The sequence below is a fragment of the Pseudomonas sp. RG1 genome, assembly GCF_025910115.1.
In the GTDB taxonomy this organism is placed as follows: domain Bacteria; phylum Pseudomonadota; class Gammaproteobacteria; order Pseudomonadales; family Pseudomonadaceae; genus Aquipseudomonas; species Aquipseudomonas atacamensis.
The window spans coordinates 18,500-42,193 of the sequence record NZ_JAPCIK010000052.1; the positions used below are offsets into that span (position 1 = coordinate 18,500).

General features: G+C 61.3%; 20 protein-coding genes. 7 read left to right on the forward strand and 13 right to left on the reverse strand.

Annotated elements, in window-relative coordinates; all coding sequences use genetic code 11:
• Positions 1 to 5: 5 nt before the first annotated feature.
• The 10 genes from trpE to OK411_RS25440 all read right to left on the reverse strand — a co-directional run bounded on the left by trpE (position 6) and on the right by OK411_RS25440 (position 12,634).
• Entirely contained in the window at positions 6 to 1,487 is a 1,482-nt protein-coding gene (gene trpE / locus OK411_RS25395) for an anthranilate synthase component I (RefSeq protein WP_016772912.1), read from the reverse strand.
• 70 nt (positions 1,488 to 1,557) lie between these two features.
• On the reverse strand, positions 1,558 to 2,376 hold the full coding sequence (locus OK411_RS25400; protein WP_122612452.1) for a phosphoglycolate phosphatase: 819 nt from the start codon (positions 2,374 to 2,376) through the stop codon (positions 1,558 to 1,560).
• Positions 2,373 to 3,047, reverse strand: a complete 675-nt coding sequence (gene rpe, locus OK411_RS25405; protein WP_007918813.1) for a ribulose-phosphate 3-epimerase — start codon at positions 3,045 to 3,047, stop codon at positions 2,373 to 2,375. Before rpe ends, OK411_RS25400 begins: the two co-directional genes overlap by 4 nt.
• Positions 3,048 to 3,161: 114 nt before the next feature.
• The gene (locus OK411_RS25410) at positions 3,162 to 4,310 is read right to left on the reverse strand and encodes an iron-containing alcohol dehydrogenase (RefSeq protein WP_016772910.1); all 1,149 of its coding nucleotides are present in this window, start codon (positions 4,308 to 4,310) and stop codon (positions 3,162 to 3,164) included.
• Positions 4,311 to 4,595: 285 nt separating this feature from the next.
• Complete coding sequence (locus OK411_RS25415) at positions 4,596 to 5,420, reverse strand: ABC transporter permease (RefSeq protein ID WP_016772909.1); 825 nt, start codon at positions 5,418 to 5,420, stop codon at positions 4,596 to 4,598.
• A gap of 12 nt (positions 5,421 to 5,432) precedes the next feature.
• The gene (locus tag OK411_RS25420; protein ID WP_016772908.1) at positions 5,433 to 6,680 is read right to left on the reverse strand and encodes an ABC transporter permease; all 1,248 of its coding nucleotides are present in this window, start codon (positions 6,678 to 6,680) and stop codon (positions 5,433 to 5,435) included.
• A gap of 277 nt (positions 6,681 to 6,957) precedes the next feature.
• Positions 6,958 to 8,001, reverse strand: coding sequence for an ABC transporter substrate-binding protein (locus OK411_RS25425; protein WP_016772907.1), 1,044 nt, complete (start codon positions 7,999 to 8,001; stop codon positions 6,958 to 6,960).
• Between the two features lie 48 nt (positions 8,002 to 8,049).
• Positions 8,050 to 9,174 (reverse strand): ABC transporter ATP-binding protein, encoded by a 1,125-nt coding sequence (locus OK411_RS25430; protein WP_041476689.1) that lies wholly within the window; start codon positions 9,172 to 9,174, stop codon positions 8,050 to 8,052.
• Between the two features lie 349 nt (positions 9,175 to 9,523).
• Entirely contained in the window at positions 9,524 to 10,153 is a 630-nt protein-coding gene (locus OK411_RS25435) for a response regulator transcription factor (RefSeq protein ID WP_003228820.1), read from the reverse strand.
• Positions 10,154 to 10,237: 84 nt separating this feature from the next.
• Complete coding sequence (locus tag OK411_RS25440; RefSeq protein ID WP_136493047.1) at positions 10,238 to 12,634, reverse strand: PAS domain S-box protein; 2,397 nt, start codon at positions 12,632 to 12,634, stop codon at positions 10,238 to 10,240.
• Positions 12,635 to 12,708: 74 nt separating this feature from the next.
• Between OK411_RS25440 and OK411_RS25445 the strand changes: the two genes are divergently transcribed.
• A complete protein-coding gene (locus tag OK411_RS25445; protein WP_264365844.1) occupies positions 12,709 to 13,695 on the forward strand; it encodes an alpha/beta hydrolase family protein in 987 nt (328 codons plus the stop codon).
• Between the two features lie 123 nt (positions 13,696 to 13,818).
• Here the strand turns inward: OK411_RS25445 and OK411_RS25450 are convergent, their stop codons facing one another.
• The 3 genes from OK411_RS25450 to OK411_RS25460 are packed head-to-tail and all read right to left on the reverse strand — an operon-like array spanning position 13,819 to position 16,275.
• Complete coding sequence (locus OK411_RS25450; RefSeq protein ID WP_264365845.1) at positions 13,819 to 14,586, reverse strand: TerB family tellurite resistance protein; 768 nt, start codon at positions 14,584 to 14,586, stop codon at positions 13,819 to 13,821.
• A 1-nt stretch (position 14,587) separates the two neighbouring features.
• The gene (murU, locus tag OK411_RS25455) at positions 14,588 to 15,259 is read right to left on the reverse strand and encodes an N-acetylmuramate alpha-1-phosphate uridylyltransferase MurU (RefSeq protein ID WP_264365846.1); all 672 of its coding nucleotides are present in this window, start codon (positions 15,257 to 15,259) and stop codon (positions 14,588 to 14,590) included.
• A complete protein-coding gene (locus OK411_RS25460) occupies positions 15,256 to 16,275 on the reverse strand; it encodes an aminoglycoside phosphotransferase family protein (RefSeq protein ID WP_016772900.1) in 1,020 nt (339 codons plus the stop codon). The genes murU and OK411_RS25460 overlap by 4 nt, the downstream gene beginning before the upstream one ends.
• A 130-nt stretch (positions 16,276 to 16,405) precedes the next feature.
• Here OK411_RS25460 and OK411_RS25465 point away from each other — a divergent pair, with 130 nt between their 5' ends.
• From OK411_RS25465 to OK411_RS25490, 6 genes are all read left to right on the forward strand, one after another.
• Positions 16,406 to 19,204 carry an LPS-assembly protein LptD gene (locus OK411_RS25465; RefSeq protein WP_217878915.1) on the forward strand — a complete coding sequence of 933 codons (2,799 nt, stop codon included), beginning with the start codon at positions 16,406 to 16,408 and terminating at the stop codon, positions 19,202 to 19,204.
• Positions 19,179 to 20,501, forward strand: a complete 1,323-nt coding sequence (gene surA / locus OK411_RS25470) for a peptidylprolyl isomerase SurA (protein ID WP_177421654.1) — start codon at positions 19,179 to 19,181, stop codon at positions 20,499 to 20,501. Before OK411_RS25465 ends, surA begins: the two co-directional genes overlap by 26 nt.
• Complete coding sequence (pdxA, locus tag OK411_RS25475; RefSeq protein ID WP_136493051.1) at positions 20,498 to 21,487, forward strand: 4-hydroxythreonine-4-phosphate dehydrogenase PdxA; 990 nt, start codon at positions 20,498 to 20,500, stop codon at positions 21,485 to 21,487. The genes surA and pdxA overlap by 4 nt, the downstream gene beginning before the upstream one ends.
• Positions 21,484 to 22,302: a 16S rRNA (adenine(1518)-N(6)/adenine(1519)-N(6))-dimethyltransferase RsmA gene (gene rsmA / locus OK411_RS25480; protein WP_041476699.1), complete on the forward strand. Its 819-nt coding sequence runs from the start codon at positions 21,484 to 21,486 to the stop codon at positions 22,300 to 22,302. The genes pdxA and rsmA overlap by 4 nt, the downstream gene beginning before the upstream one ends.
• Before the next feature lie 113 nt (positions 22,303 to 22,415).
• On the forward strand, positions 22,416 to 22,796 hold the full coding sequence (gene apaG / locus OK411_RS25485; RefSeq protein WP_122612442.1) for a Co2+/Mg2+ efflux protein ApaG: 381 nt from the start codon (positions 22,416 to 22,418) through the stop codon (positions 22,794 to 22,796).
• Positions 22,796 to 23,677: a symmetrical bis(5'-nucleosyl)-tetraphosphatase gene (locus OK411_RS25490; RefSeq protein WP_016772894.1), complete on the forward strand. Its 882-nt coding sequence runs from the start codon at positions 22,796 to 22,798 to the stop codon at positions 23,675 to 23,677. The genes apaG and OK411_RS25490 overlap by 1 nt, the downstream gene beginning before the upstream one ends.
• Positions 23,678 to 23,694: the final 17 nt, after the last annotated feature.

Sequence of the window (23,694 nt, forward strand, 5' to 3'; positions counted from 1 at the left end):
GTGGCTCAGGCGTCCGGGGTCTGCTCGGCCAGGGCCACGGCGCGGAACATCGCGCGGCGTTTGTTCAGGGTTTCTTCCCATTCCAGCGCCGGCACCGAGTCGGCGACGATGCCGCCGCCGGCCTGCACGTGCAGCTCGCCGTTCTTGATCACTGCCGTGCGAATGGCAATGGCGGTGTCCATGTTGCCGTTCCAGGCGAAGTAACCGACCGCGCCGCCGTACACACCGCGCTTGACCGGCTCCAGCTCGTCAATGATTTCCATCGCGCGAATCTTCGGCGCGCCCGACAACGTACCCGCCGGCAGAATCGCCCGCAGTGCGTCCATCGCGGTCAGGCCCGACTTCAACTGGCCGGTGACGTTGGAGACGATGTGCATTACGTTGGAATAACGCTCGATGACCATTTTCTCGGTGAGCTTCACCGAACCGATTTCCGAGACTCGCCCGGTATCGTTGCGGCCCAGATCGATCAGCATCAAGTGCTCGGCGATCTCCTTGTCATCCGAGAGCAGATCCTGCTCCAGCGCCACATCGGCTTCTTCGGTGGCACCGCGTGGGCGCGTGCCGGCGATCGGGCGCACGGTGATCAGGTTGTCTTCGACGCGCACCAGCACTTCCGGCGAACTGCCAACGACGTGGAAATCGCCGAAGTTGAAGAAGTACATGTACGGCGTCGGGTTGAAGCAACGCAGCGCGCGATACAGATCGATTGGCGCTGCCTTGAAGTCGATCGACATGCGCTGCGATGGCACCACCTGCATGCAGTCGCCGGCGAGGATGTATTCCTTGATGGTGTCGACGGCTTTTTCGTAATCGTCCTGAGTGAAACTGGAACGAAACACCGGATCGGCCGATTGCTGTTTGCTGAAATCCAGGCCACGACGCGGGGTGATCGGCTGACGCAGTTGCTCGAGCAGTTCCTGCAACCGCGCCTGGCCTTGCTCGAAGGCATCGGCCTGCGCAGGGTCGGCGAGGACGATCGCGTGCATCTTGCCGGCCAGGTTGTCGAACACCACAACGGCGTCGGAAACCATCAGCAGAATGTCCGGCACGCCCAGCGGATCCGGGTTCGGGCATTTGCCCAGACGCTTCTCGACATAGCGCACACAGTCGTAACCGAAGTAACCGACCAGTCCACCGTTGAAGCGCGGCAGGCCGGCGATGGTCGGTACGTTGTAGCGCGCCTTGAAGGTTTCAACGAAGGCCAGCGGGTCTTCAACCTCGTGGCTTTCGGTCTCGACGCCATCAACGCTGATGCTGACGTGATGATCATGAACCCGCAGCACGGTGCGGCACGGCAAGCCGATGATCGAATAACGGCCCCATTTCTCGCCGCCCTGCACCGATTCGAGCAGGTAGGAGTTGGGCTGGTCGGCCAGTTTCAGGTAGATCGACAGCGGCGTGTCGAAGTCGGCCAGGGTTTCGCAAGCCAACGGGATGCGGTTATAGCCGTCAGCGGCCAGACGCAGGAATTCTTCGCGATTCATAAGGTGCCTCGTGGTGTGAGGTGCAATCAGTCAGGTATGCAAACGCGCCGGCACGGCCGGCCAGAATCAGTCAGGCGCGCCAACGCCAGCGGGCCAGGGCCTTGATGACTTTCATCCAGAGTTTGCGGGTGACCACCACGATGGCGTTTCCAGAAGGGGGTTGAACAGCGTCGGGCAACGTTATCCCACCGGCCAGATCCAGGCAACCGGGAATTAGTTTGCGCAAATCGTCGATCACCAGTGCCGGGGATTCCTCGGCAATCGGCCGGCCATGGTTGTAGCCATAACTCAGCGCGACACACTTGACCCCCGCTGCTTTCGCCGCCTGCACATCGCTGCGCGAGTCGCCGACGAACAACGATTGCGAGGCCGGAATGTTGGCCATTTTCATCACGAAAAACAGAGCCGCCGGGTCAGGCTTCTTCTGCGGCAGGGTATCGCCGCCGATGATCCACTTGAAGTAGCGGCCGATCTTCATCTGATCGAGCAGAGGCGCGACGAAGCGCTCGGGCTTGTTGGTGATCAGCGCCATGGCCACGCCTTGCTTGTGCAGCCACTTGAGCGTGTCGCGCACACCGGGATAGACCACGGTCAGCTCATGGCTGGCGCCGTAAGCCTCCATGAAAATCTCCAGTGCGCGCTCGGCTTCAGCGTCGTCCACTGCCGAGTCATCGATACCACCCGCCAAGGCCCGACGCACCAGCACCGGCGCGCCATTGCCGACCCATTCGCGCACCGCTTCGATACCTGCCGGCGGACGGCCGAGGGAGAGCAGCATGGTGTCCACCGCCGCTGCCAGGTCGGGAACCGAATCGATCAGCGTGCCATCCAGATCGAACATCACCAACCGTGGCAGCTGCCCCGGGAACAACTGCTCAAAACCGCTCATGGGCGTGCCAGTGCCAGTTCGGAACGCATCTTGTCGATGACTTCCTGATAGTTCGGCGCGTTGAAAATGGCCGAGCCGGCGACGAAGGTGTCAGCACCAGCAGCGGCAATTTCGCGGATATTGTTGACGTTGACGCCGCCGTCGATTTCCAGGCGGATGTCGCGGCCCGAGGCGTCGATGATCGCCCGCGCTTCACGCAGTTTGTCGAGGGTGCCGGGAATGAACTTCTGCCCGCCGAAGCCCGGGTTGACGCTCATCAGCAGGACCATGTCGACCTTGTCGATCACGTACTTGAGCACGTCCAGCGGAGTCGCCGGATTGAACACCAGACCGGACTTGCACCCGCCTTCGCGGATCAGTTGCAGCGAGCGATCGACGTGCAGCGTGGCTTCCGGGTGGAAGGTGATGTAGGTCGCGCCGGCTTCGATGAAGTCGCCGACGATGCGGTCCACCGGGCTGACCATCAGGTGCGCGTCGATCGGCGCGGTGACGCCGTACTTGCGCAGTGCCGCGCAGACCATCGGGCCGATCGTCAGGTTCGGTACGTAGTGGTTGTCCATGACATCGAAGTGGACGAAGTCGGCGCCGGCGGCGAGAACGTTGTCCACTTCCTCGCCGAGGCGGGCGAAGTCGGCGGAGAGGATCGACGGAGCAATTACGAAGGGCTGCATGACGCACCTGTGCTGAGCTAAATCACGATGGCGCGCATTGTATACCTCAAGTTTCCACGCGCGCACCGGGACCGCGATGATTGGGTTGTGCCATGAGCCCTCAGCGACCGCGCTTCAGTAAGCCGCGCGGTAGATCTTCTCGATGTCGCCGGCGCTGAGCTTGCGCGGATTGTTGCGCATCAGCCGCTCGATGCCGGCGGCCTCCACGGCCATCGCCGGGATCGCTTCCTCCGGCACGCCGAAACTGCGCAGCCCGGCAGGGATTTCCACCGCCGCGCACAGGTCGGTCATGGCCTGCACGGCTTTGTCCGCAGCTTCGCTGGCGCTCAGATGCGCGGTCTTCACACCCATGGCTTCGGCAATATCCTGCATGCGTTCGACGCAGGCCATTTTGTTCCAGGTCATCACATAGGGCAGCAGCAAGGCGTTGCTGACGCCGTGGGCAATGTTGAAGCGCCCGCCCAGCGGGTAGGCCAGCGCATGCACCGCACCCACCCCGGCGTTACCGAACGCCATGCCGGCCATCAGGCTGGCGGTGGCCATGTCTTCCCGCGCTTGCAAATTGGCGCCGTTGGCGTAGGCCTTGGGCAGAGCGCTGGCGATCAGCTTGATTGCGCCGATGGCGAGGGAGTCGGTGATCGGCGAGGCGTTCACCGACAGATAGGATTCGATAGCGTGCACCAGTGCATCGACACCACTGGCGGCGGTAACGCTGCGCGGACAGGTCAGGGTCATTTGCGGACTGACCAGCGCCACATCGGGCAACAGATAGTCGCTGACGATGCCTTTCTTCAACTGCGCGACCTTGTCCGAGAGGATCGCCACATTGGTGACTTCAGAGCCAGTGCCGGCGGTGGTCGGAATGGCGATCAGCGGCGGGCCCTTGCGCGGCACCTGATCGACGCCGAACAGATCTTCCAGCGCGCCGTGGTAACCGGCGTAGGCGGCGACACTCTTGGCAATGTCGATGGCGCTGCCACCGCCAAGGCCGATCAAACCGTCATGCCCGCCTTCGCGATAGGCGCGCATGCAGTCCTCGACGATGGCGATTTCCGGGTCGGGCAGCACACGGTCGAAAATCTCGTATTCGCGCCCGCCGAGTTGCACCAGCGCCAGCTCGACAGTACCGGACTTGACCAGCGCGGCGTCGGTGACGATCAGCGGATTATCGATGTCCAGACGGGTGAGTTCAGCGGCCAGTTGCTCGATGGCTGCGGCGCCGGTGATCAGTTTGTGAGCGATTTTGAACTGGGACAGACTCATGGTGCGCAGCCTCTTATAGATGTGGGAGCTGGGCACAAGATTAGCTGGGGATTTGGGGTTGTCTGCTATTCAGGGTGTGAATGGTTGATCGGATAGGAAGATCAAGAGCCCCTCACCCTAACCCTCTCCCGGAGGGAGAGGGGACTGACCGGGTTGTACTCTCGAAATACATCGACCTGAATTACCGAGTCGAACTCCGGCCGCGAAAGCCACGGAGATCTGCTCCCTTCCCCCTCGCCCCCTTGGGGAGAGGGCTGGGGTGAGGGGTGGCTTTTGACCTTGATCTCAGACCTGCGCAGTACGCAGTTTCTCGCTGCGCCCGCGCAGCCATTCCAGCGTCAGCAGCAAGATCACCGAGAAGGCAATCAGCAACGTCGCTGCCGCTGCAATCGTCGGGCTGAGGTTTTCGCGAATCCCGCTGAACATCTGCCGAGGCAATGTCGCCTGCTCGGGCCCGGCAAGGAACAGCGTCACCACCACTTCATCGAAAGAAGTGGCAAAGGCAAACAGCGCCCCGGAAATCACTCCCGGCGCAATCAGCGGCAAGGTCACCCGGCGGAATGCAGTCAGCGGCGATGCACCGAGACTCGCAGCAGCACGCACCAGGTTGTGATTAAACCCCTGCAACGTCGCCGACACGGTGATGATCACAAACGGCACACCCAATACCGCATGCACGACGATCAGCGAGAAGAAGCTGTTACCCAGCCCCAGCGGCGCGAAGAACAGATAACTCGCCACGCCGATGATCACCACCGGCACCACCATCGGTGAAATCACCAGTGCCATCACCAGTGACTTGCCAGGGAAGTCGCCACGGGTCAGGCCGATCGCCGCCAGGGTGCCGAAGATCATCGCCAGCACCGTCGCCGCCGGAGCGACGATGATGCTGTTCTTCAGCGCACGCATCCATTCCGCCGAGGCGAAGAAGTCGTGGTACCACTGCAGCGAGAAACCTTGCAGCGGATAGACCAGGAAACTCCCCGAGTTGAACGACAGCGGAATGATCACCAGCACCGGCAGGATCAGGAACAACAGAATCAGGCCGCAGAGAATCCGCAGGCTGTAGAACCACACCCGTTCGATGGGCGACATGTAAGGACTCAGCATCGCAAATTCCCCTTAGCTCAGGCGCAGGCGACTGGCGCCGACCAGCCAGCTGTAGATCAGATAAAGCACCACGGTCGCCAGCAACAGCAGCCCGCCGAGCGCAGTGGCCATGCCCCAGTTGATGCTGGTGTTGGTGTAGAAGGCGACGAAGTAACTGACCATTTGGTCGTTCGGGCTGCCGAGCAGCGCCGGGGTGATGTAGTAGCCAATCGCAAGGATGAACACCAACAGGCAGCCGGCGCCGACACCAGCGTAGGTCTGCGGGAAGTACACCCGCCAGAAACTGGCGAACGGATGACAGCCGAGGGAAATCGCCGCGCGCATGTAGGTGGGCGAGATGCCTTTCATCACGCTGTAGATCGGCAGAATCATGAACGGCAGCAGAATGTGCACCATCGAGATGTATACGCCGGTGCGGTTGAACACCAGTTCCAGCGGTTTATCGATGATGCCCATGGCCAGCAGCGCACTGTTGATCAGACCGCCGGATTGCAGCAGCACGATCCACGCTGCGACCCGCACCAGAATCGAAGTCCAGAACGGCAGCAGCACCAGGATCATCAGCAGGTTGCTCTGCCGCGAAGGCAGGTTCGCCAGCAGGTAGGCCAGTGGATAGGCGAGCAGCAGGCAGATCACGGTGATGACCAGGCCCATCCAGAAGGTGCGGGCGAAGATGTCGAGGTAGATCGCTTGATCCGGGGTGGCCGGGGCCAGTTCGCCGAGATCATCGATACGGTGATCGACCGCCGCCAGCAGGTAATACGGAGTGATGCTGCTGGTGTTGCGTTTCACCGCTTGCCAGTAGGCCGGGTCGCCCCAGCGTTCGTCGAGCGCTTCCAGCGCTTCTTTATAAGAGGCCGGTTCGCTGGCGAACGGCAGCGCCCGGGCGGTTTTGGTCAGCAGGCTGCGGTAGCCGGCCAACTCCATGTTCAAGCGCTTGGACAGATCGCCCAGCGTCTGGTTTTTGCGGGCTTCGGCGAGGTCTTCGCTGGCAGCCTTGTACACCGGTTCGGCGGGCAGACCACGGCCGTCCCAACTGGCGATGGCAGTGACAGTGCGCGGCATGCCGCCAACCACTTCCGGGTTGCCGACGCTTTTATAGAGCAGCGCCACGATCGGCACCAGAAACACCAGCAGCAGAAACAGCACCAGCGGAGCAATCAGCGCCTGGGCCTTCCAGCGGTTGACCCGCTCGGCGTGCTTGAGCTTCTGCTTCAAGGTGGGGCTGGCGCCCTCGTTCAGGGGAACGGCGATGGCCATGACGTACTCCGCAAATCTTTGATCGTTACAGAGGTGGCGAACCACCTCTGTTGCGTTGAAACACTGCTACCTGTGGGAGCGAGCCTTCCTGTGGCAGCGAACCTTTGTGGCGAGGGGATTTATCCCCGTTCGGCTGCGCAGCAGTCGTAAAACCTGAGAATGCGGTTTACCTGACCCACCGAGCGGGTATGGCTTCGGGGCTGCTTCGCAACCCAACGGGGATAAATCCCCTCGCCACAAAAGCCCCCTTGCCATCTCCATACAGGTAAATAAGTGGTTATTTGGCGGCCCAGGAATTGAAGCGCTGCTCCAACTGCTCACCGTTATCAGCCCAGAAGCTGACGTCGATCTGCACCTGGTTGGCGATGTTTTCCGGGGTGGTCGGCATGTCTTTCAGGACATCCTTGGCCAGCAGCGGCACGGCTTGGGTGTTGGCCGGGCCGTAGGCGATGTTTTCCGAGTAGGTCTTCTGCTGCTGCGGCTGCACCGAGAAGGCGATGAATTTCTTCGCCGCTTCGGCGCGCTTGGCGTCCAGACCTTTCGGGATTGCCCAGGCGTCGAAGTCGTAGATGCCGCCGTTCCACACCACTTTCAGGTTGGATTCTTTCTGCACCGCCGCGATGCGACCGTTGTAGGCCGAGCTCATGACAACGTCACCGGAAGCGAGGTACTGCGGCGGTTGGGCGCCGGCTTCCCACCACTGAATGCTTGGCTTGAGCTCATCGAGTTTCTTGAACGCCCGATCCTGGCCGCCCTTGCTCGCGAGCTCTTTGTAGACGTCTTTCGGCGCCACACCATCGGCCATCAGCGCGAATTCGAGGGTGTACTTGGCGCCTTTGCGCAGGCCGCGCTTGCCCGGGAATTTCTTCGTGTCCCAGAAATCCGCCCAACTGGTCGGTGCTGTTTTCAGTTTGTCGGCGTTGTAGGCCAAAACGGTCGACCAAACGAAGAAGCCCACGCCGCACGGCTGAATGGCGCCCTTGACGTAGTCTTCGGTTTTGCCGAACAGCGCAGGATCGAGCTGCTCGAACATGTCTTCGTCGCAACCACGGGACAGCTCTGGCGATTCAACTTCGACCAGATCCCACGACACGCTCTTGGTGTCGACCATGGCTTTGACCTTGGCCATTTCGCCGTTGTATTCGCCGGCAACGATCTTACCGTTACCCGCCGCTTCCCACGGTGCATAGAAGGCTTTGACTTGCGCCGCCTTGTTCGCCCCGCCAAACGACACCACGGTCAAGTCCGGGCCGGCGGCCATTGCGCCGGTCGCACCCATCAGGCCCAGAGTCAGGGCGGTGAACTTCAGGGATCTCAACATTTATTGTTCTCTCCACGTGCAGGGTTGGTGTTGGTATTGCCGGGGCGCTTAGTGCGCCTCTAAAAGCGGATCGAGCGCGCGAACGTGCTCGACCTGCCAGCCAAGCGGTACCACGTCGCCGACGCTGAGCGCAGGATCGAGCTCGGCAATCGGTTGTTTCACGAAGAAGTCGGTCTTGCCGCAGACTTCCAGGCGCACCCGGACGTGGTCGCCCAGATAGATGAATTCCGCCACCCTCCCTGAGAAGCGGTTGACGCATTGATCGCTCGAACCGTTGAGGCTGACGCGCTCCGGTCGGATCGACAGAGTCACCGGTTCGCCGGTCTGGCCAACGTTGACGGCCAGCGCCTCGACCTTTTCGCCACGCCCCAACTCGACCACGCAGCGCTCGCCACTCTGGCTGAGCAGGCGGCCGTTGAGGCGGTTGTTCTCGCCAATGAAGTTGGCGACAAAGGTGTTTTTCGGCTCTTCGTAGAGCGTGCGCGGTGGCGCGATCTGCTGGATCTCGCCCTGATGGAACACCGCGACGCGGTCGGACATGGTCAGTGCTTCACCCTGATCGTGGGTTACGTAGACCACGGTCACGCCGAGGCGCTGGTGCAGGTGCTTGATCTCCATCTGCATGTGTTCACGCAGTTGTTTGTCGAGGGCGCCCAGCGGCTCGTCCATCAGCACCAGTTGCGGCTCGAACACCAGCGCGCGGGCCAGTGCCACACGTTGCTGCTGACCACCGGACAACTGCGCCGGATAGCGCGAAGCGAAGGCATCGAGCTGAACCATGCTGAGGACTTTCTTCACCCGCTCGCTGACATCGCTTTTGTTCAAGCCGCGCACGGTCAACGGGAAAGCAAGGTTCTCCGCGACAGTCATGTGCGGGAACAGCGCGTAGTTCTGGAACACCATGCCGATATCGCGCTTGTGCGGCGGCACGTTGTTGATCGAACGCCCGGACAGGAGGATTTCACCGGCGGTCGGCGTTTCGAAACCGGCGAGCATCATCAGGCTGGTGGTCTTGCCGGAACCGGACGGCCCGAGCAGGGTGAGGAATTCGCCCTTGCGAATGTCCAGGTTGAGGTCTTTGACGATCAGGTTCTCGCCGTCGTAGCTCTTCTGCACACCACGAAAGCTGACCAGCACATCACTGGTCCCTGCGCTTGTATCGACCTGGCTCATACCCACACCTTTGTTGTTGATGACTGCTTGTTCATCAAGCCTAGTGGCTGGCGGCGGCCACGCAAATCGGGGCGCAGGAGAGAATCGCTTAAGCGTAATGGAAGGTTGGGGGTAGGGATTGCCCTACAAGGATGGCGCGTTTGGGCAAGCGCAGCGGCAAGGGGCAAGCTGCAAGCGGCAAGAACAGGCAAAAGCGCTTGTCGCTAATGGATATGCCCACAATCGAGGGTTAAACAACGAAACCTGTGGGAGCTGGCTTGCCAGCGATAGCGGTGGGTCAGCCGACATTTATGTGACTGACATGCCCTCATCGCTGGCAAGCCAGCTCCCACAGGTTTTTGAGGTGGGTTCAGAGAAGTTTGTGCTCCATCGCATATTTCACCAGTTCGGCCAGCGAGGTGATGTTGAGCTTCTGCATCAGCCGCGCCTTGTGGGTGCTGATGGTCTTGCTGCTCAAGGCCAGTTGCTGGGCGATGTCGTTGACGTTGGCGCCCTGGGCCAGGCGTTCGAACACCGAGAATTCGCGTTCTGACAACAGCGAATGCAGCGGCCGGGTATCGGTCAGGCCGACTTCGAAGACCATGCGGTCGGCCAGCTCCGGGTCAATGTAGCGCCCGCCCGCCGCGACTTTGCGGATCGCCGTGAGCAGCAGCGCCGGATCGCTGTCCTTGGTCGCATACCCGGCCGCGCCGACCTTCAACGCGCGCGCGGCCATTTGCGCTTCGTCGTGCATCGACAGCACCAGAATTGCCGGCGGATTGTTCAGCGCCCGTATGCGCGGGATCGCTTCCAGGCCATTGACCCCGGGCATGGAGATGTCCAGCAACACCACCTCGCACGGCACGCTGCGCAGGGTTTCGAGCAGTTGCTCGCCATTGCTCGCCTCCCCCACGACTTGCAGATCCTTGGCCAGGCCGATCAATTGCTTGATGCCTTCACGGACGATGGTGTGGTCTTCGGCTACCAGTACACGGATCACGTTCTTCTCCAGATTTCAGGTACACACCAATCCCTGTGGGAGCGAGCTTGCTCGCGAAGGCGCCAGTCCAGACACCGCAACATGTCAAACCTCACTCACCGGCACTCGCACCACCAGACTGGTGCCCTCCCCCGGCTCACTCACCAGCTCCAGCCGCCCGCCCATGATCAGCACCCGCTCACGCATGCCGACCAGGCCAAACGACGTCGGCCTACCCTCGGCCGCGACAAATCCTACGCCATCATCGCTGACGGTCAGACACAATTCATCGCCCGCAAGCTCCAGCGTCAGCTCCACCGTGTGCGCCTGAGCATGGCGCATCACGTTGGTCAGCGCCTCCTGCAAAATCCGGAACAGCCCCACCGCTTTGGCATCGCTGAGTGCCGGCAGGTTGTCCGGCACCTGCACCAGACACGGTATCTGTGTGCGCGCCTCGAAACGCCGAGCCTGCCACTCGATGGCCGAGGCAATCCCGGCATCAAGGATCGGCGGGCGCAACGCCGTCGCCACATCGCGCACCAGCTGAAATAACTGTGCGATCAGGCGCTTCATGCTGTTGAGCCGCTCGTTGAGTCCCGGATCGAGTTGCGCGTAGGCCAATTCGCACATCGATGTCTCCAGTTTCAGCACGGTGAGCATCTGCCCCAACTCATCATGAACTTCCCGGGCGATGCGCGCCTTCTCTTCTTCGCGCACGCTCTCCAGGTGCGCCGACAATTCGCGCAGTTGCTCGCGCGAGGCCGCCAGTTCCAGCTCGATGCGTTTGCTTTCGCTAATGTCCCAGACGATGCCGTCCCACACATAGGCGCCGTCTTCCAGTTGGCGGGTGATCGCCTTGATCTCGGCCCAGCGCTGCTCACCCTGGCGCGTGACGATGCGGCCCTGCCACGACCAGTCGCTGTCGGTATCCAGCGCCTGATCCTGGGTGCGGTGATAGCTGGCCTTGTCGTCGGGGTGCACGAGGCTGCGCAAGCCCATGTCGCGATGAGCGATGGCGGCCGGCGCATAACCGACCAGACTTTCGCTGCCCTCGCTGATGTAGGCAAAGTCGATCTGCCCGGTGACCGGTGCCCGCTCCAGCCTGAACACCAGACCCGGAACGTTGGCGGCGATGCCTTGCAGGCGCGCCTCGCTTTCCTGCAAAGCGGCGAGCGCGCGGCGGCGGTCGGTGACGTCGGTGAGGTAGACCACCAGATATTCACTGTCGCGAAAACGCAGGAAGCTCAGGGAAACGTCCGCCGGCAACACGCTGCCATCGGCGCGCAGGCAACTGGTTTCGAAGCTCAAGGGCCCTTCTTCACTGGCCCGTGCACGCTTCCACAGATTGAGCCAGCGATCCATGTGCAGGCCGGGCTCGAAATCGATCAGCGGCCGTTCGATCAGCCCGCCCGAGGGATAACCAAGCATGTTTTCCGCCGCGCGGTTGGCGTAACGCACATGGCTGTCCCAATTGACCCAGAGAATGCCGACGGTGCTTTGGTCGATGGAAAACTGCGTCAGTCGCAGCGCCTCTTCACTGGCCGCGCGCAACGCAATGTCTTCGCGGGCGCTGAGCAGGCGTTGTTCGAGGCTGCGCTGTTGGCGACGCTGCCACGCCACGATCGCCGCGCAACTGAGCAGCATCACCGCGAACAACAGGCTGAGGTTCTGCCAGAACCCCGGCGATTCGGTCAGCCGTGGGTATTTCGGCTGCAGCCATTGGTTGTGCAACTGTTCCAGATCCTTGGCCGGGATCGCGCGCAAGGCGCTCTGGACGATGCCGGCCAGTTCCGGCCAATCGCGCCGCGAGGCCACACGCAGCAGTTGCGGCAGGCCGATATCGCCGACCACCACCAGTTCGGCAAACTCCGGCTCCACCGACAGCCGGCCCAACTGTGCTTCGTCGACCACCGCGTAGGAGGCTTGCTGACTCAACAGCAGTTGCAACGCTTGCCGTTCCAGCGGCACGCCCTGCAAATTCAAGTGCGGATAGTTGCTGCGCAGGTAATCGGCGGTGCTGCTCGGCATGCGCACGGCGACGCGGGTCTGGCTGTCGAGCTTTTCCAGATCGACCGCGCCGCTGCTTTTCTGGTCGCTGACCACCAGTTGCGGCACGCGCATGTACGGGTCGGAAAACTGCCAGAGGCGCAGCGCGCTCGGGGTCTGGCTGAGGCCCGGAGCGATGTCGATCTCGCCCTCGCGCAAAGCGTTTTCCAATGCCCCCAGATCCTGAAAGTTGCGCCAGCTCAGTTCCACGCCGAGGGTGTTGGCCAGCAGTTTCATCAACTCGACATTGGCCCCGGACAATCGCTGCAGGCGCCGATCGTAGGTCGCGTAGGGCGCCTGCAAGACCAGGCCGACGCGCAATTCGTTGTGCTGCGCCAGCCATTGCTGCTGCTCTGGCGACAATTGCGCGGCATGATCCGGTGGCGCAGGCGCCGCCCAGCCCATCAAGGGAAACCACAAACAGCCGATAACCCACAGGCAGCAAAATCGCTTCATTGAAGTCTCATACACTGACAAATTCTGACCAACCCATTAGGCTGCCGGGATACTTTTCTGGCCTGGAATAACCAATGCCCTCTGTCTACCGCCTGGCACTGCCAGCATTGTGCCTGTCGCTGATCCTGCCTTGTGCGTTTTCCGTCGAAGCCGCCGACCCGGCGCCTGCCGCCACGGATAAACCCGCCGAAGAAAAACCGGCCGAGCGCCAGCCACTGCTTGAGCGTAGTCAGGAAGAGGCCGCCGCACTGCAACGTAAACTGCCGGCGCAAGAGCAGCAACAACTGCAGGCTGGCAGCGACACCTTCCTCGCCCTGTGGAAACCGGCCAACAGCGCCGACCCCAAAGGCGCGGTGATCATCGTTCCCGGTGCCGGCGAAACCGCTGACTGGCCGCAGGCAATCGGCCCGTTGCGACGCAAATTGCCGGACGTCGAGTGGAGCAGCCTGAGTATCACCCTGCCGGATCTGCAAGGCGACGCCATTGCTCCGCGCGTGATCGAACCGGCCGCGGCGCCGAAAGCCCCGGAAACCACAAGCAAAGACGCCACCACCGCGCAACCGATCGAGCAAGCCGCTGGTGGGGAAGCGGAAGTTGCCGAACAGGTGGTCGCCGAGACCAGCGAAGAACAAGCCAAGGCCGATGCCGATCGCATCTTCGGACGCATCGACGCGGCGATTGCCTACGCCGAACAGCAGAGCGCGCGCAGCATTGTCGTGCTCGGCCACGGCACCGGCGCTTATTGGGCGGCGCGTTTTCTGACCGAGCGGCAGACGCCGCAGGTGGAGAAACTGGTGATGGTTGACGCGCAAGCACCGGCCAAAGCCCTGCCGCCACTCGCCGAACTGACACCGACGCTGAAGCTGCCGACTGTGGATATTTTCTACATGGACAAAGCGCTGGATCGCAACGCGGCGCTGGAGCGCATGCAAGCGAGCAAACGTCTGAAGACCTCGGCGTTCAGCCAGGTGGCGCTGAAGGTGTTGCCGGACAAGAAGGCTGAGCAGGAACAACTGTTTCGGCGGGTGCGGGGCTGGTTGAATCCTCAGGCTGTTGACTGACTGTCACACCGAGTCGCCCTAAATTCGCGAGCAGGCTCGCTCCCACATTGGATCTATGCAAAATTCAATGTGGGAGCGGGCCTGCTCGCGAAGAGAGCCGCACAAACAACAACCCTCTAACGCCTAGCGAAAATCCCGCCGCTCGCGAATCAGCGTATAAGCGCTATGCAATTCCCGCGTCCGCTCGGTCGCCTCACGCACCTGTGCCGGGGTCGCGCCACTGCCGGCGATCTTGTCCGGGTGATGGCGACTGAGCAATCGCCGGTAAGCGCGCTTGATCTGTGCCGGCTCGCTGCTCGCTGACACACCAAGCAGCTTCATCGCCTCCTGATAGCTCACTGCCGCACTGACGATCGGCCGCTTGCCCGGCTCGTAATCGCTGGCCAATGCCTGCACCTGCTGCGCCGTCCAGCCGAGCCACTTGCCCCACTGCGCCAGCAACTCGCGTTCGCTGACCCCGGCGCGACCATCAGCCCAGACCATTCGCCAACAGGCGCGCAACACGCCTTCAGCCGCATGCGGTTGCGCACTCAAACGACGCAGATAGCCGCGCAGATTGTCGCTGCCGGACTTGCCGCGATTGAATGCAGCAATGGCCCGCCGTGTCGCCGGCTCGCTCATTTCCAGCGCGCGCATTTCGTTGCGCGCCTGCTGGATATGCCCGTCAGTGACGCGCCCGTCGCGCTTGGCCAGACGCCCGAGCAACACGAACAGCAGTTCGTCGTTGCGCAGCATCGGCCGGCCGCCGAGCTTTTCGCGTAAGTGTCCCCAGCTCTGCAAGTGCAGGCGCCGATCCAGCGCCTGCCCCAACAACGCCCCAAGCATGGCCCCCGGAATGCTGGCAATCGCGTACCCCACTCCGGCTCCAATCAGAGTCCCTGGCCACAGCATCTCAGCGACTCGCTTCTATCAAGGCTTCGGCTTCGGCCAGACGCTCGTAGGTACCAACATCTACCCAATGCCCCTTCAACCGCTCGCCCGTCACTTCACCTTTGGCCATGGCGTTGCGTAGCAGCGGCGCGAGCTTGAACGCGCCAGCGCTGCAACCATCGAACAACTGCGGATGCAGCACGGCGATGCCGCTGTAAGTCAGCGTCTGCGCATCAGGCTCGCCATCCTGCACTTTGCCGTCGATGAGAGTGAAGTCGCCTTTCGGGTGATGCGCCGGATTGTCGGCCAGCACCAGATGCGCCAGGCCATTGATCGGCTGGTGCAGCACGCTGAAGTCGTAATCGGTCCAGATGTCGCCGTTGACCACCAGAAACGCATCGTCACCCAGTAACGACAGCGCACGGAAAATCCCGCCACCGGTCTCCAGCGGCTCGCCTTCCGGCGAGTACTGAATACTCAGGCCGAAACGCGAACCGTCGCCCAGATGATCCTCGATCTGCTGACCGAGCCAGGCGTGGTTGATGACGATTTCGGTGAAACCTGCGGCCGCGAGGGCGCGCAGGTGATACTCGATCAGCGGCACGCCAGCGGCACGCACCAGCGGTTTCGGTGTGGTCAGGGTCAGCGGGCGCATGCGCTCGCCTTTGCCCGCCGCCAGGATCATTGCCTTCATGCCGTCGCTCCAGCACGCAAGCTGCTGAACAGCGCTTGCAGCTCCGCCAGTTCAGGACGGCGGGCAATCACTGCTTCTATATAAGAGAAGAAGCGCGGCACGTCGGCCAGATAGCGTGGCTTGCCATCGCGGTGGCAGATGCGCGCGAAGATGCCGATGACTTTGAGGTGACGCTGCACGCCCATCAGGTCGCTGGCGCGCAGGAAGTCTTCGAAGTCGGCCTGCACCGGAATGTCCAGTGCCGAGGCCTGCTGCCAGTAACTTTCCAGCCAGCCGCGTACACGTTCTTCCGGCCAGCTGAGGAAAGCATCCTTGAACAGGCAGGTGACGTCGTACGTCACCGGGCCGTACACCGCGTCCTGGAAATCCAGCACGCCAGGGTTGGGCTCGCTGAGCATCAGGTTGCGCGGCATGTAGTCGCGGTGCACCAGCACTTTCGGCTGCGCCAGCGCGCTGTCGATCAGCAACTCGCTGATGTGCTGCCATTGTTGCTGCTGGGCCGCATCGAACTCGACGCCCAGCTCGCGTTTGACGTACCACTCGGGGAACAACTCAAGCTCGCGACGCAATAGGGCGACGTCGTAACTGGGCAACGGCGCAACCATCGGCAACTGTTGAAAAGCCAACAGCGCTTGCAGGGCATCGTGGAATAACGCGTCGGCATTTTCGCCATCGATCACGTCGAGATAGGTCTTGTTGCCCAGGTCATTGAGCAAAAGAAAACCGCGCTCGAGGTCTTCGGCGTAAATTTTCGGCACATTAATCCCGGATTTCGCCAGCAAAAAAGCGATATCCACGAACGGTTTGCAGTTTTCCTGGGGCGGCGGCGCGTCCATCACGACGAAGCTGCGGCCATCGCCCTCCCAGCGGAAGTAGCGGCGAAAACTCGCGTCGCTGCTGGCCGCGGTCAACGTGGCCGGGGGCACGGTGCCCCAGCCCTGCTCGGCAAACAGCTTTGCCAACTGCTCATCGAGCCAAACTTTCAGGTGTTGCAAGCGTACATCTTGGTCAGGCATTGCAAGGGTCTCCGACGGCGCTAGCCGTCAAGCGGGTCATGCTTTATTATCCAGCATCTTTTTCAGACCATCGAGAGGCGTGCGGCCCACACCGCGGGCAGATGGCACGCAGGAAGCCCGGACTAATAAGATGGCATTGAAATCCCCCGCGTTTCGTAAAAAATTTCCGTTGTTGGTAACCGGCAGTCTGCTGGCTATGCAACCTCTGGCCAGTCAATTCGTTGTTGCCGCCGAGCAGTATGACTGCTCCGTCTCGGCTACGGGTGGCTGGGACTGTGCGCCCAAGTCGCCCGCCGCGGCATTGCCGCCGCGCCCGGTGCATGACGGCAGTGCCGTCAGCTCTGCTGGCGAGGCCCCGGCCGACAACGGTTCCGGCGCAGAGACCGGTGCAAAAACCGCACTGGTCACCGAGTCCAAGGGCCGCGGCCTGAAATCCCGTAGCGAAGACTACAGTCACCTCGACTGGGTTCCGCGCGAGAAGCTCACCGCTGCGCAATTGGCCGAGACCGGTCCTTACTGCTCTGGTTCCTATATCGAACCGATTCGTCCTGGCATGAATGACAAGACGAACAAAAGTGACGCGCCGACCTTCATCGGTGCCAAAGCGTCGCGTTACGAGCAGGACACACAAGTCGCCAGCCTCGCCGGTGACGTGATCATGCGTCAGGGCAGCATGCAGGTCGAAGCCGACGAGGCCAATCTGTATCAGGCCGAGAGCCGTGGCGAACTGGCCGGCAACGTGCGCATCCGTGACAACGGCGCGCTGATCGTCGGCGACCACGCCGATGTGCAGCTCGACACCGGCGAAGCCAAGGTCGACAACGCCGAATACGTGATGCACAAATCGCGCATCCGCGGTAACGCGCTGTATGCCAAGCGTGCTGAAAACGCGATCATCCGCTTGAAGGACGGCACGTACACCACGTGCGAACCGAACAGCAACGCCTGGCAGCTCAAGGGCAACAACATCACCCTGAACCCGGCCACCGGTTTCGGTACCGCGACCAACGTGACGTTGCGCGTCAAAGACATCCCGATTCTGTACACCCCGTACATCTACTTCCCGATCGACGACCGCCGCCAGTCAGGTTTCCTGCCGCCGACCATCGGTTCGGGCAGCGACACCGGCTTCATGCTGGTTACCCCGTACTACTTCAACCTGGCGCCGAACTACGACGCCACGTTGTACCCGCGCTACATGAGCAAGCGCGGCATGCTGGTAGAGGGTGAGTTCCGCTACTTGACCAAGTCGAGTGAAGGGCAGTTCGGTGCGGCGTACCTCAATGATGAGAACGACGATCGCAAGCTTCAGTCCGACTACAAAGACACTCGCTATATGTACAACTGGCAGCACAAGGGCGGTCTCGACTCCCGCGTGCTCACTGAAGTTGATTACACCAAGATCAGCGATCCGTATTACTTCCAGGATCTGCAGACCGATCAGATTGGTGTGAAGAGCGATGATTTCGTCAATCAGCAGGGTGCGGTCAGCTATCGTGGCGACAACTACACCGCACGCCTGAATGCTCAGCAATATCAGCTGGCTACCGTTTCCAACATCACACCGTATGGTCGTCTGCCGCAGATCACCTTCAATGGTCAGCTGCCGTACCATCCGGAAGGTCTGAATTTCGATTACGAGACCGAGCTGGTTCGTTTCGATCGCGATCTACGTGATGGCGACTTCATCAATGAAGATGGCTTTGCCGAACGTCGTCTGGACACAAACATCACCGGTCTGGCCCGCGCCAACGGTGATCGCCTGAACCTGAAGCCGGGCGTCAGCCTGCCGATGAACTGGACGTATGGTTTCCTCAAACCATCGTTGAAGTATCAGTACACGCAGTATCAGCTTGATCTGGACAGTACCGGCAAATCCCAGATTGATGCGCTGTCCCCGGAAAACCAGAAGCTTTATGGCAAGTTCGACAGCAACCAGAGCCGTGGCGTCCCGATTGCCAGCATCGACAGCGGCCTGTATTTCGATCGCGATACTTCCTACTTCGGCAAGAATTACCGCCAAACTCTGGAACCGCGCCTGTTCTACCTCTATGTTCCAGAAACAGATCAGGAAGACATTCCGGTCTTCGACACCAGCGAATATACCTTCAATTACTCTTCGCTGTTCCGCGACAACCGCTTCTCCGGCGCCGACCGTGTAGGCGACGAGAACAAACTATCGCTGGGCGTTACCAGTCGCTGGATCGAAGAAAACGGATTTGAACGTCAGCGCATCAGCGTAGGCCAGGCGTACTACTTCAAGAATCGCGAAGTGCAATTGCCTGGTATCGATGCGAAAACTCGTGAAGACTCCAAATCCAGTGTCTCGCCGTACGCGCTGGAATATGAATACCGCTGGAACCGTGACTGGCGCGCCACTGCCGATTACAACTGGGACCCGGACAGCCGCAGCCCACGCTCCGGCAGTGCGATGTTCCACTACCAGCCGGCTGACAACCCGAACAAAGTCATCAACGCTGGCTATCGCTATCGCAATGACCAGATCCGTTACGACCAGAACACCGGCCAGTGGTCGGTGGGCGGCGGTGACTATGGCACCCCGGGTCAACCTGGCTACGTGAAGGACTACTACAAGATCCAGCAGCATGACTTCTCGGTCATCTGGCCGATCGTTCCACAGTGGAACGCCATCAGCCGCTGGCAGTACGACTACAACCGCAATCGCACGCTGGAAGCCTTCGGTGGTTTCGAATACGACAACTGCTGCTGGAAACTGCGCCTGATCAATCGTTACTGGGTCGCCTATGACGAAAACAGTCAGAACGCCCCGGAAAACGAAAAAGGCGACCATGGCATCTTCCTCCAAATTGTTCTGAAGGGACTCGGCGGCCTGACTGGCGCCAAGGTAGAGAGCTTCCTCGACAAAGGCATTCAAGGTTATCGTGAACGTGAAGACCAAGCTTTCTGATTGTCTGCGCCCGGTGCTGCTGGGCGCGTTGTTCCTGGGTACGGCGGCCAACGCCGCCGTACAGTCCATCGATAAAGTGGTGGCGATCGTCGATAACGACGTGGTCATGCAGAGCCAACTGGACCAGCGCGTTCACGAAGTTCAGCAGACCATCGCCAAGCGCGGTGGCGGCCTGCCGCCTCCGGGCGTGCTCGATCAGCAAGTGCTCGAGCGCCTGATCGTCGAAAACCTGCAACTGCAGATCGGCGAACGCTCGGGCATCCGCATTACTGACGAAGAGCTGAACCAGGCTGTCGGCACCATCGCCCAACGCAACAACATGACTGTTGATCAGTTCCGTGCTGCGCTGGCTCGCGATGGCCTGAACTATGACGACGCCCGTGATCAGATCAAGCGCGAGATGATCATCAGCCGTGTGCGTCAGCGTCGTGTGGCCGAGCGCATTCAGGTTTCCGAGCAGGAAGTGAAGAACTTCCTCGCCTCCGACCTGGGCAAGATGCAGCTGTCCGAAGAACTGCACCTGGCCAACATCCTGATTCCGACCCCGGAAAGCGCCAACTCTGAAGCGATTCAGAGCGCTTATCGTCAGGCCATGGATGTTTACCAACAGCTCAAGCAAGGCGCTGACTTCGGTCAGATGGCCGTGGCCAAATCCGGCAGCGACAACGCGCTGGAAGGCGGCGACATGGGCTGGCGTAAAGCCGCGCAACTGCCGCCGCCGTTCGATCGTGAATTGAGCAGCATGGCCGTTGGCGACATTACTCAGCCTGCGCGTACACCGGGCGGCTTCATCATTCTGAAGCTGCTGGGCAAACGTGGCGGCGAAGCGCAGATGCGCGACGAAGTGCATGTGCGTCACATCCTGGTCAAGCCGAGCCCGATCCGCGACGAAGCCAAGACCAAGGCACTGGTGCAATCGTTGTATGACCGCATCACCGCCGGCGAAGACTTTGCCGAGCTGGCGAAAAACTATTCGGAAGATCCGGGTTCCGCCCTTAACGGTGGCGACCTGAACTGGATCGACCCGAACGTGCTGGTACCGGAATTCCGCGAAGTGATGGCTTCGACCCCACAAGGTCAACTGTCCAAGCCATTCCAGACCCAATACGGCTGGCACGTGCTGGAAGTCCTTGGCCGTCGCGCCACTGACGGCACCGAACAGGCCCGTGAGCAGCAAGCGATGTCCGTACTGCGTAACCGCAAATACGACGAAGAGCTGCAGACCTGGTTGCGTCAGATCCGTGACGAAGCATATGTAGAGATCAAACTCCCTGGTGCAGACCAGGCAGCGCAGTGAAACCCAAGCGTTTCGCGCTGACACCCGGCGAACCAGCCGGCATCGGTCCCGACCTGTGCCTGCTGCTCGCTTCGCAAGCCCAGCCACATCCCCTGATTGCCATCACCAGCCGCGACCTGCTCCTTGAGCGGGCCGCGCAACTGGGGCTGGCCGTCAACCTGCTGGATGTCGCGCCAGGGCAGTGGCCAGATGTTCCAGCACCGGCCAACAGCCTGTACGTCTGGGACACCCCGCTCAGCGCACCGGTAATCGCCGGGCAACTGGACAAGGCCAACGCGGCATTCGTCCTCGAAACCCTGACCCGCGCCGGCAACGGCTGCCTGAACGGCGACTTCGCCGGGATGATCACCGCGCCGGTGCACAAAGGTGTAATCAACGAGTCGGGCATCGCGTTCTCTGGACACACTGAGTTTCTCGCCGACCTGACGCACACCGCGCAAGTAGTGATGATGCTTGCCACTCGCGGTTTGCGCGTGGCGCTGGTCACCACGCATCTGCCTCTGCGCGAGATTGCCGACGCGATCACCCCGGAGCGGCTGGAGCGCGTGACGCGAATCCTGCACGCCGACCTGCAAGACAAATTCGGCATCGCCCGGCCCCGCATCCTGGTCTGCGGCCTCAACCCGCACGCCGGTGAAGGCGGCCACCTGGGCCATGAAGAAATCGACATCATCGAACCGACATTAGAGCGCCTGCGCGGCGAGGGCATGGACCTTCGTGGCCCGCTGCCTGCCGACACTCTGTTTACCCCCAAATATCTGGAGCACTGCGACGCAGTGCTGGCGATGTACCACGACCAGGGCTTGCCCGTGCTCAAGTACAAAGGCTTCGGCGCTGCCGTCAACGTGACGCTGGGCCTGCCGATCATCCGCACCTCGGTCGACCATGGCACCGCCCTGGATCTGGCCGGCAGCGGCAGGATCGACACCGGCAGCCTGCAAGTCGCCCTGGAAACCGCCTACCAGATGGCCGAGACCCGTTTATGAACGAGCAATACCAACACAAGGCGCGCAAACGCTTTGGTCAGAACTTCCTCCACGATGCCGGCGTTATCGACCGCATTCTGCGCTCCATCCACGCCAAGCCTGACGACCGCCTGCTGGAAATCGGCCCCGGTCAGGGTGCGCTGACCCAAGGTTTGCTGGGCTCCGGCGCGCAACTCGACGTAGTGGAGCTGGACAAGGATCTGATCCCGATCCTCAATCAGCAGTTTGCCGGCATGAGCAATTTCAACCTGCATCAGGGCGATGCGCTGAAGTTCGACTTCAATACGCTGAATGCCGCGCCGAACAGCCTGCGGGTGGTTGGCAACCTGCCGTACAACATCTCCACGCCGCTGATTTTTCACCTGCTGAACAACGCCGGCATCATTCGTGACATGCACTTCATGTTGCAGAAAGAAGTGGTCGAGCGCCTGGCCGCAGGCCCGGGTGGCGGTGACTGGGGTCGTCTGTCGATCATGGTTCAGTACCATTGCCGCGTGGAACATCTGTTCAACGTCGGCCCAGGCGCATTCAATCCACCGCCGAAAGTCGACTCGGCAATCGTTCGTCTGGTGCCGCACGCGGTTCTGCCGCACCCGGCCAAGGATCACAAGCTGCTGGAGCGCGTGGTGCGCGAAGCTTTCAATCAGCGCCGCAAAACCTTGCGCAATACCCTCAAGCAATTGCTCAGCAACGCCGAGATCGAAGCCGCTGGCGTTGATGGCAGCCTGCGTCCCGAGCAACTGGATCTGGCCGCATTCGTGCGCCTGGCCGACCAGCTCGCGATACAGGTCCCGGCAGCTCCCGCCGCCGACTGACCCGCGATGAACGCTATCGGGCAGCACACCACTCTGGTTTACTGCCCGATACTTGCCTAGACTGATTCCCCATCAGCTACGCCCCGCGTTCCGCTTCGTTAAGGCCTTCTTGCATGTCCGATTCCCGTTATCAGGTCGATGTCAGCGTCGTCACCCATTATCTGGCAGACCAATCGCAACCCGAACACGACCGCTTCGCCTTCGCCTACACCATCACCGTGCAGAACAACGGCGAGCTTGCCGCCAAGCTTCTGTCCCGGCACTGGGTGATTACCGATGGTGACGGCCATGTCGAACACGTGCGCGGTGAAGGCGTCGTCGGCCAGCAACCGTTGATCGATGCAGGCAAGAGCCACACGTATACCAGCGGCACGGTGATGACCACCAAGGTCGGCACCATGCAAGGCTCCTATCAGATGCTCGCCGACGACGGCAAACGTTTCGATGCGACCATCAAACCGTTTCGCCTCGCCGTGCCCGGAGCCCTGCACTGATGACGACGTACGCCGTCGGCGACCTGCAAGGCTGCCTCGAACCGCTCAAGTGCCTGCTCAAGCAAGTCGCGTTCGACCCGGTGCTTGACCGGTTGTGGCTGGTCGGCGATCTGGTCAACCGTGGCCCGCAGTCGCTGGAAACCCTGCGCTTTCTCTACGAGATGCGCGAGTCGCTGGTCTGTGTCCTCGGCAATCACGATTTGCATCTGCTGGCCGCCGCGAAAAAGATCGAGCGCTTGAAGAAAAGTGACACCTTGCGCGAAATCATCGAGGCCCCCGACGGCCCGCAATTGATGGAATGGCTGCGCCAGCAGAAGCTGATGCATTACGACGAAACACGCGATGTTGCGATGGTCCATGCCGGCATCCCGCCGCAATGGTCGCTGCGCCGTGCGTTGAAGTGCGCCGCCGAAGTCGAGACCGCCCTGCGTGACGACAACGTATTCCCCGCCTACCTTGACGGTATGTACGGCAACGAGCCGGCAAAATGGGACAACGATCTCAAAGGCATTGATCGTCTGCGGGTGATCACCAATTACTTCACGCGCATGCGCTTTTGCACCGCCGAGGGCAAGCTCGACCTCAAAAGCAAGGAAGGCCTGGACAGCGCCCCGCCCGGCTACAAGCCGTGGTTCCAGCACAAGGAGCGCAAGACCAAAGGCCTGCGCATCATCTTCGGTCACTGGGCTGCGCTCGAGGGCAATATCCACGAGCCGGGCATTTCCGCGCTGGACACCGGATGCGTCTGGGGCGGCAGCCTGACGCTGATGAACGTCGACAGCGGCGAACGCCTGTCATGCAAATGCGACGAGCACGGCGGGCTTGCACACACGGTTGCGCCACTTATCCCCGAATCTTCGCCAGTCGACGCGCCGCGTTAGACTGCACTTTCAGTTGA

Excerpts from the sequence above, each read along its gene's own strand:
- trpE (WP_016772912.1), bottom strand. The coding sequence starts at position 1,487 with ATGAATCGCGAAGAATTCCTGCGTCTGGCCGCTGACGGCTATAACCGC.
- OK411_RS25400 (WP_122612452.1), bottom strand. The coding sequence starts at position 2,376 with ATGAGCGGTTTTGAGCAGTTGTTCCCGGGGCAGCTGCCACGGTTGGTG.
- rpe (WP_007918813.1), bottom strand. The coding sequence starts at position 3,047 with ATGCAGCCCTTCGTAATTGCTCCGTCGATCCTCTCCGCCGACTTCGCC.
- OK411_RS25410 (WP_016772910.1), bottom strand. The coding sequence starts at position 4,310 with ATGAGTCTGTCCCAGTTCAAAATCGCTCACAAACTGATCACCGGCGCC.
- OK411_RS25415 (WP_016772909.1), bottom strand. The coding sequence starts at position 5,420 with ATGCTGAGTCCTTACATGTCGCCCATCGAACGGGTGTGGTTCTACAGC.
- OK411_RS25420 (WP_016772908.1), bottom strand. The coding sequence starts at position 6,680 with ATGGCCATCGCCGTTCCCCTGAACGAGGGCGCCAGCCCCACCTTGAAG.
- OK411_RS25425 (WP_016772907.1), bottom strand. The coding sequence starts at position 8,001 with ATGTTGAGATCCCTGAAGTTCACCGCCCTGACTCTGGGCCTGATGGGT.
- OK411_RS25430 (WP_041476689.1), bottom strand. The coding sequence starts at position 9,174 with ATGAGCCAGGTCGATACAAGCGCAGGGACCAGTGATGTGCTGGTCAGC.
- OK411_RS25440 (WP_136493047.1), bottom strand. The coding sequence starts at position 12,634 with ATGAAGCGATTTTGCTGCCTGTGGGTTATCGGCTGTTTGTGGTTTCCC.
- OK411_RS25445 (WP_264365844.1), top strand. The coding sequence starts at position 12,709 with ATGCCCTCTGTCTACCGCCTGGCACTGCCAGCATTGTGCCTGTCGCTG.
- OK411_RS25450 (WP_264365845.1), bottom strand. The coding sequence starts at position 14,586 with ATGCTGTGGCCAGGGACTCTGATTGGAGCCGGAGTGGGGTACGCGATT.
- murU (WP_264365846.1), bottom strand. The coding sequence starts at position 15,259 with ATGAAGGCAATGATCCTGGCGGCGGGCAAAGGCGAGCGCATGCGCCCG.
- OK411_RS25460 (WP_016772900.1), bottom strand. The coding sequence starts at position 16,275 with ATGCCTGACCAAGATGTACGCTTGCAACACCTGAAAGTTTGGCTCGAT.
- OK411_RS25465 (WP_217878915.1), top strand. The coding sequence starts at position 16,406 with ATGGCATTGAAATCCCCCGCGTTTCGTAAAAAATTTCCGTTGTTGGTA.
- rsmA (WP_041476699.1), top strand. The coding sequence starts at position 21,484 with ATGAACGAGCAATACCAACACAAGGCGCGCAAACGCTTTGGTCAGAAC.
- apaG (WP_122612442.1), top strand. The coding sequence starts at position 22,416 with ATGTCCGATTCCCGTTATCAGGTCGATGTCAGCGTCGTCACCCATTAT.
- OK411_RS25490 (WP_016772894.1), top strand. The coding sequence starts at position 22,796 with ATGACGACGTACGCCGTCGGCGACCTGCAAGGCTGCCTCGAACCGCTC.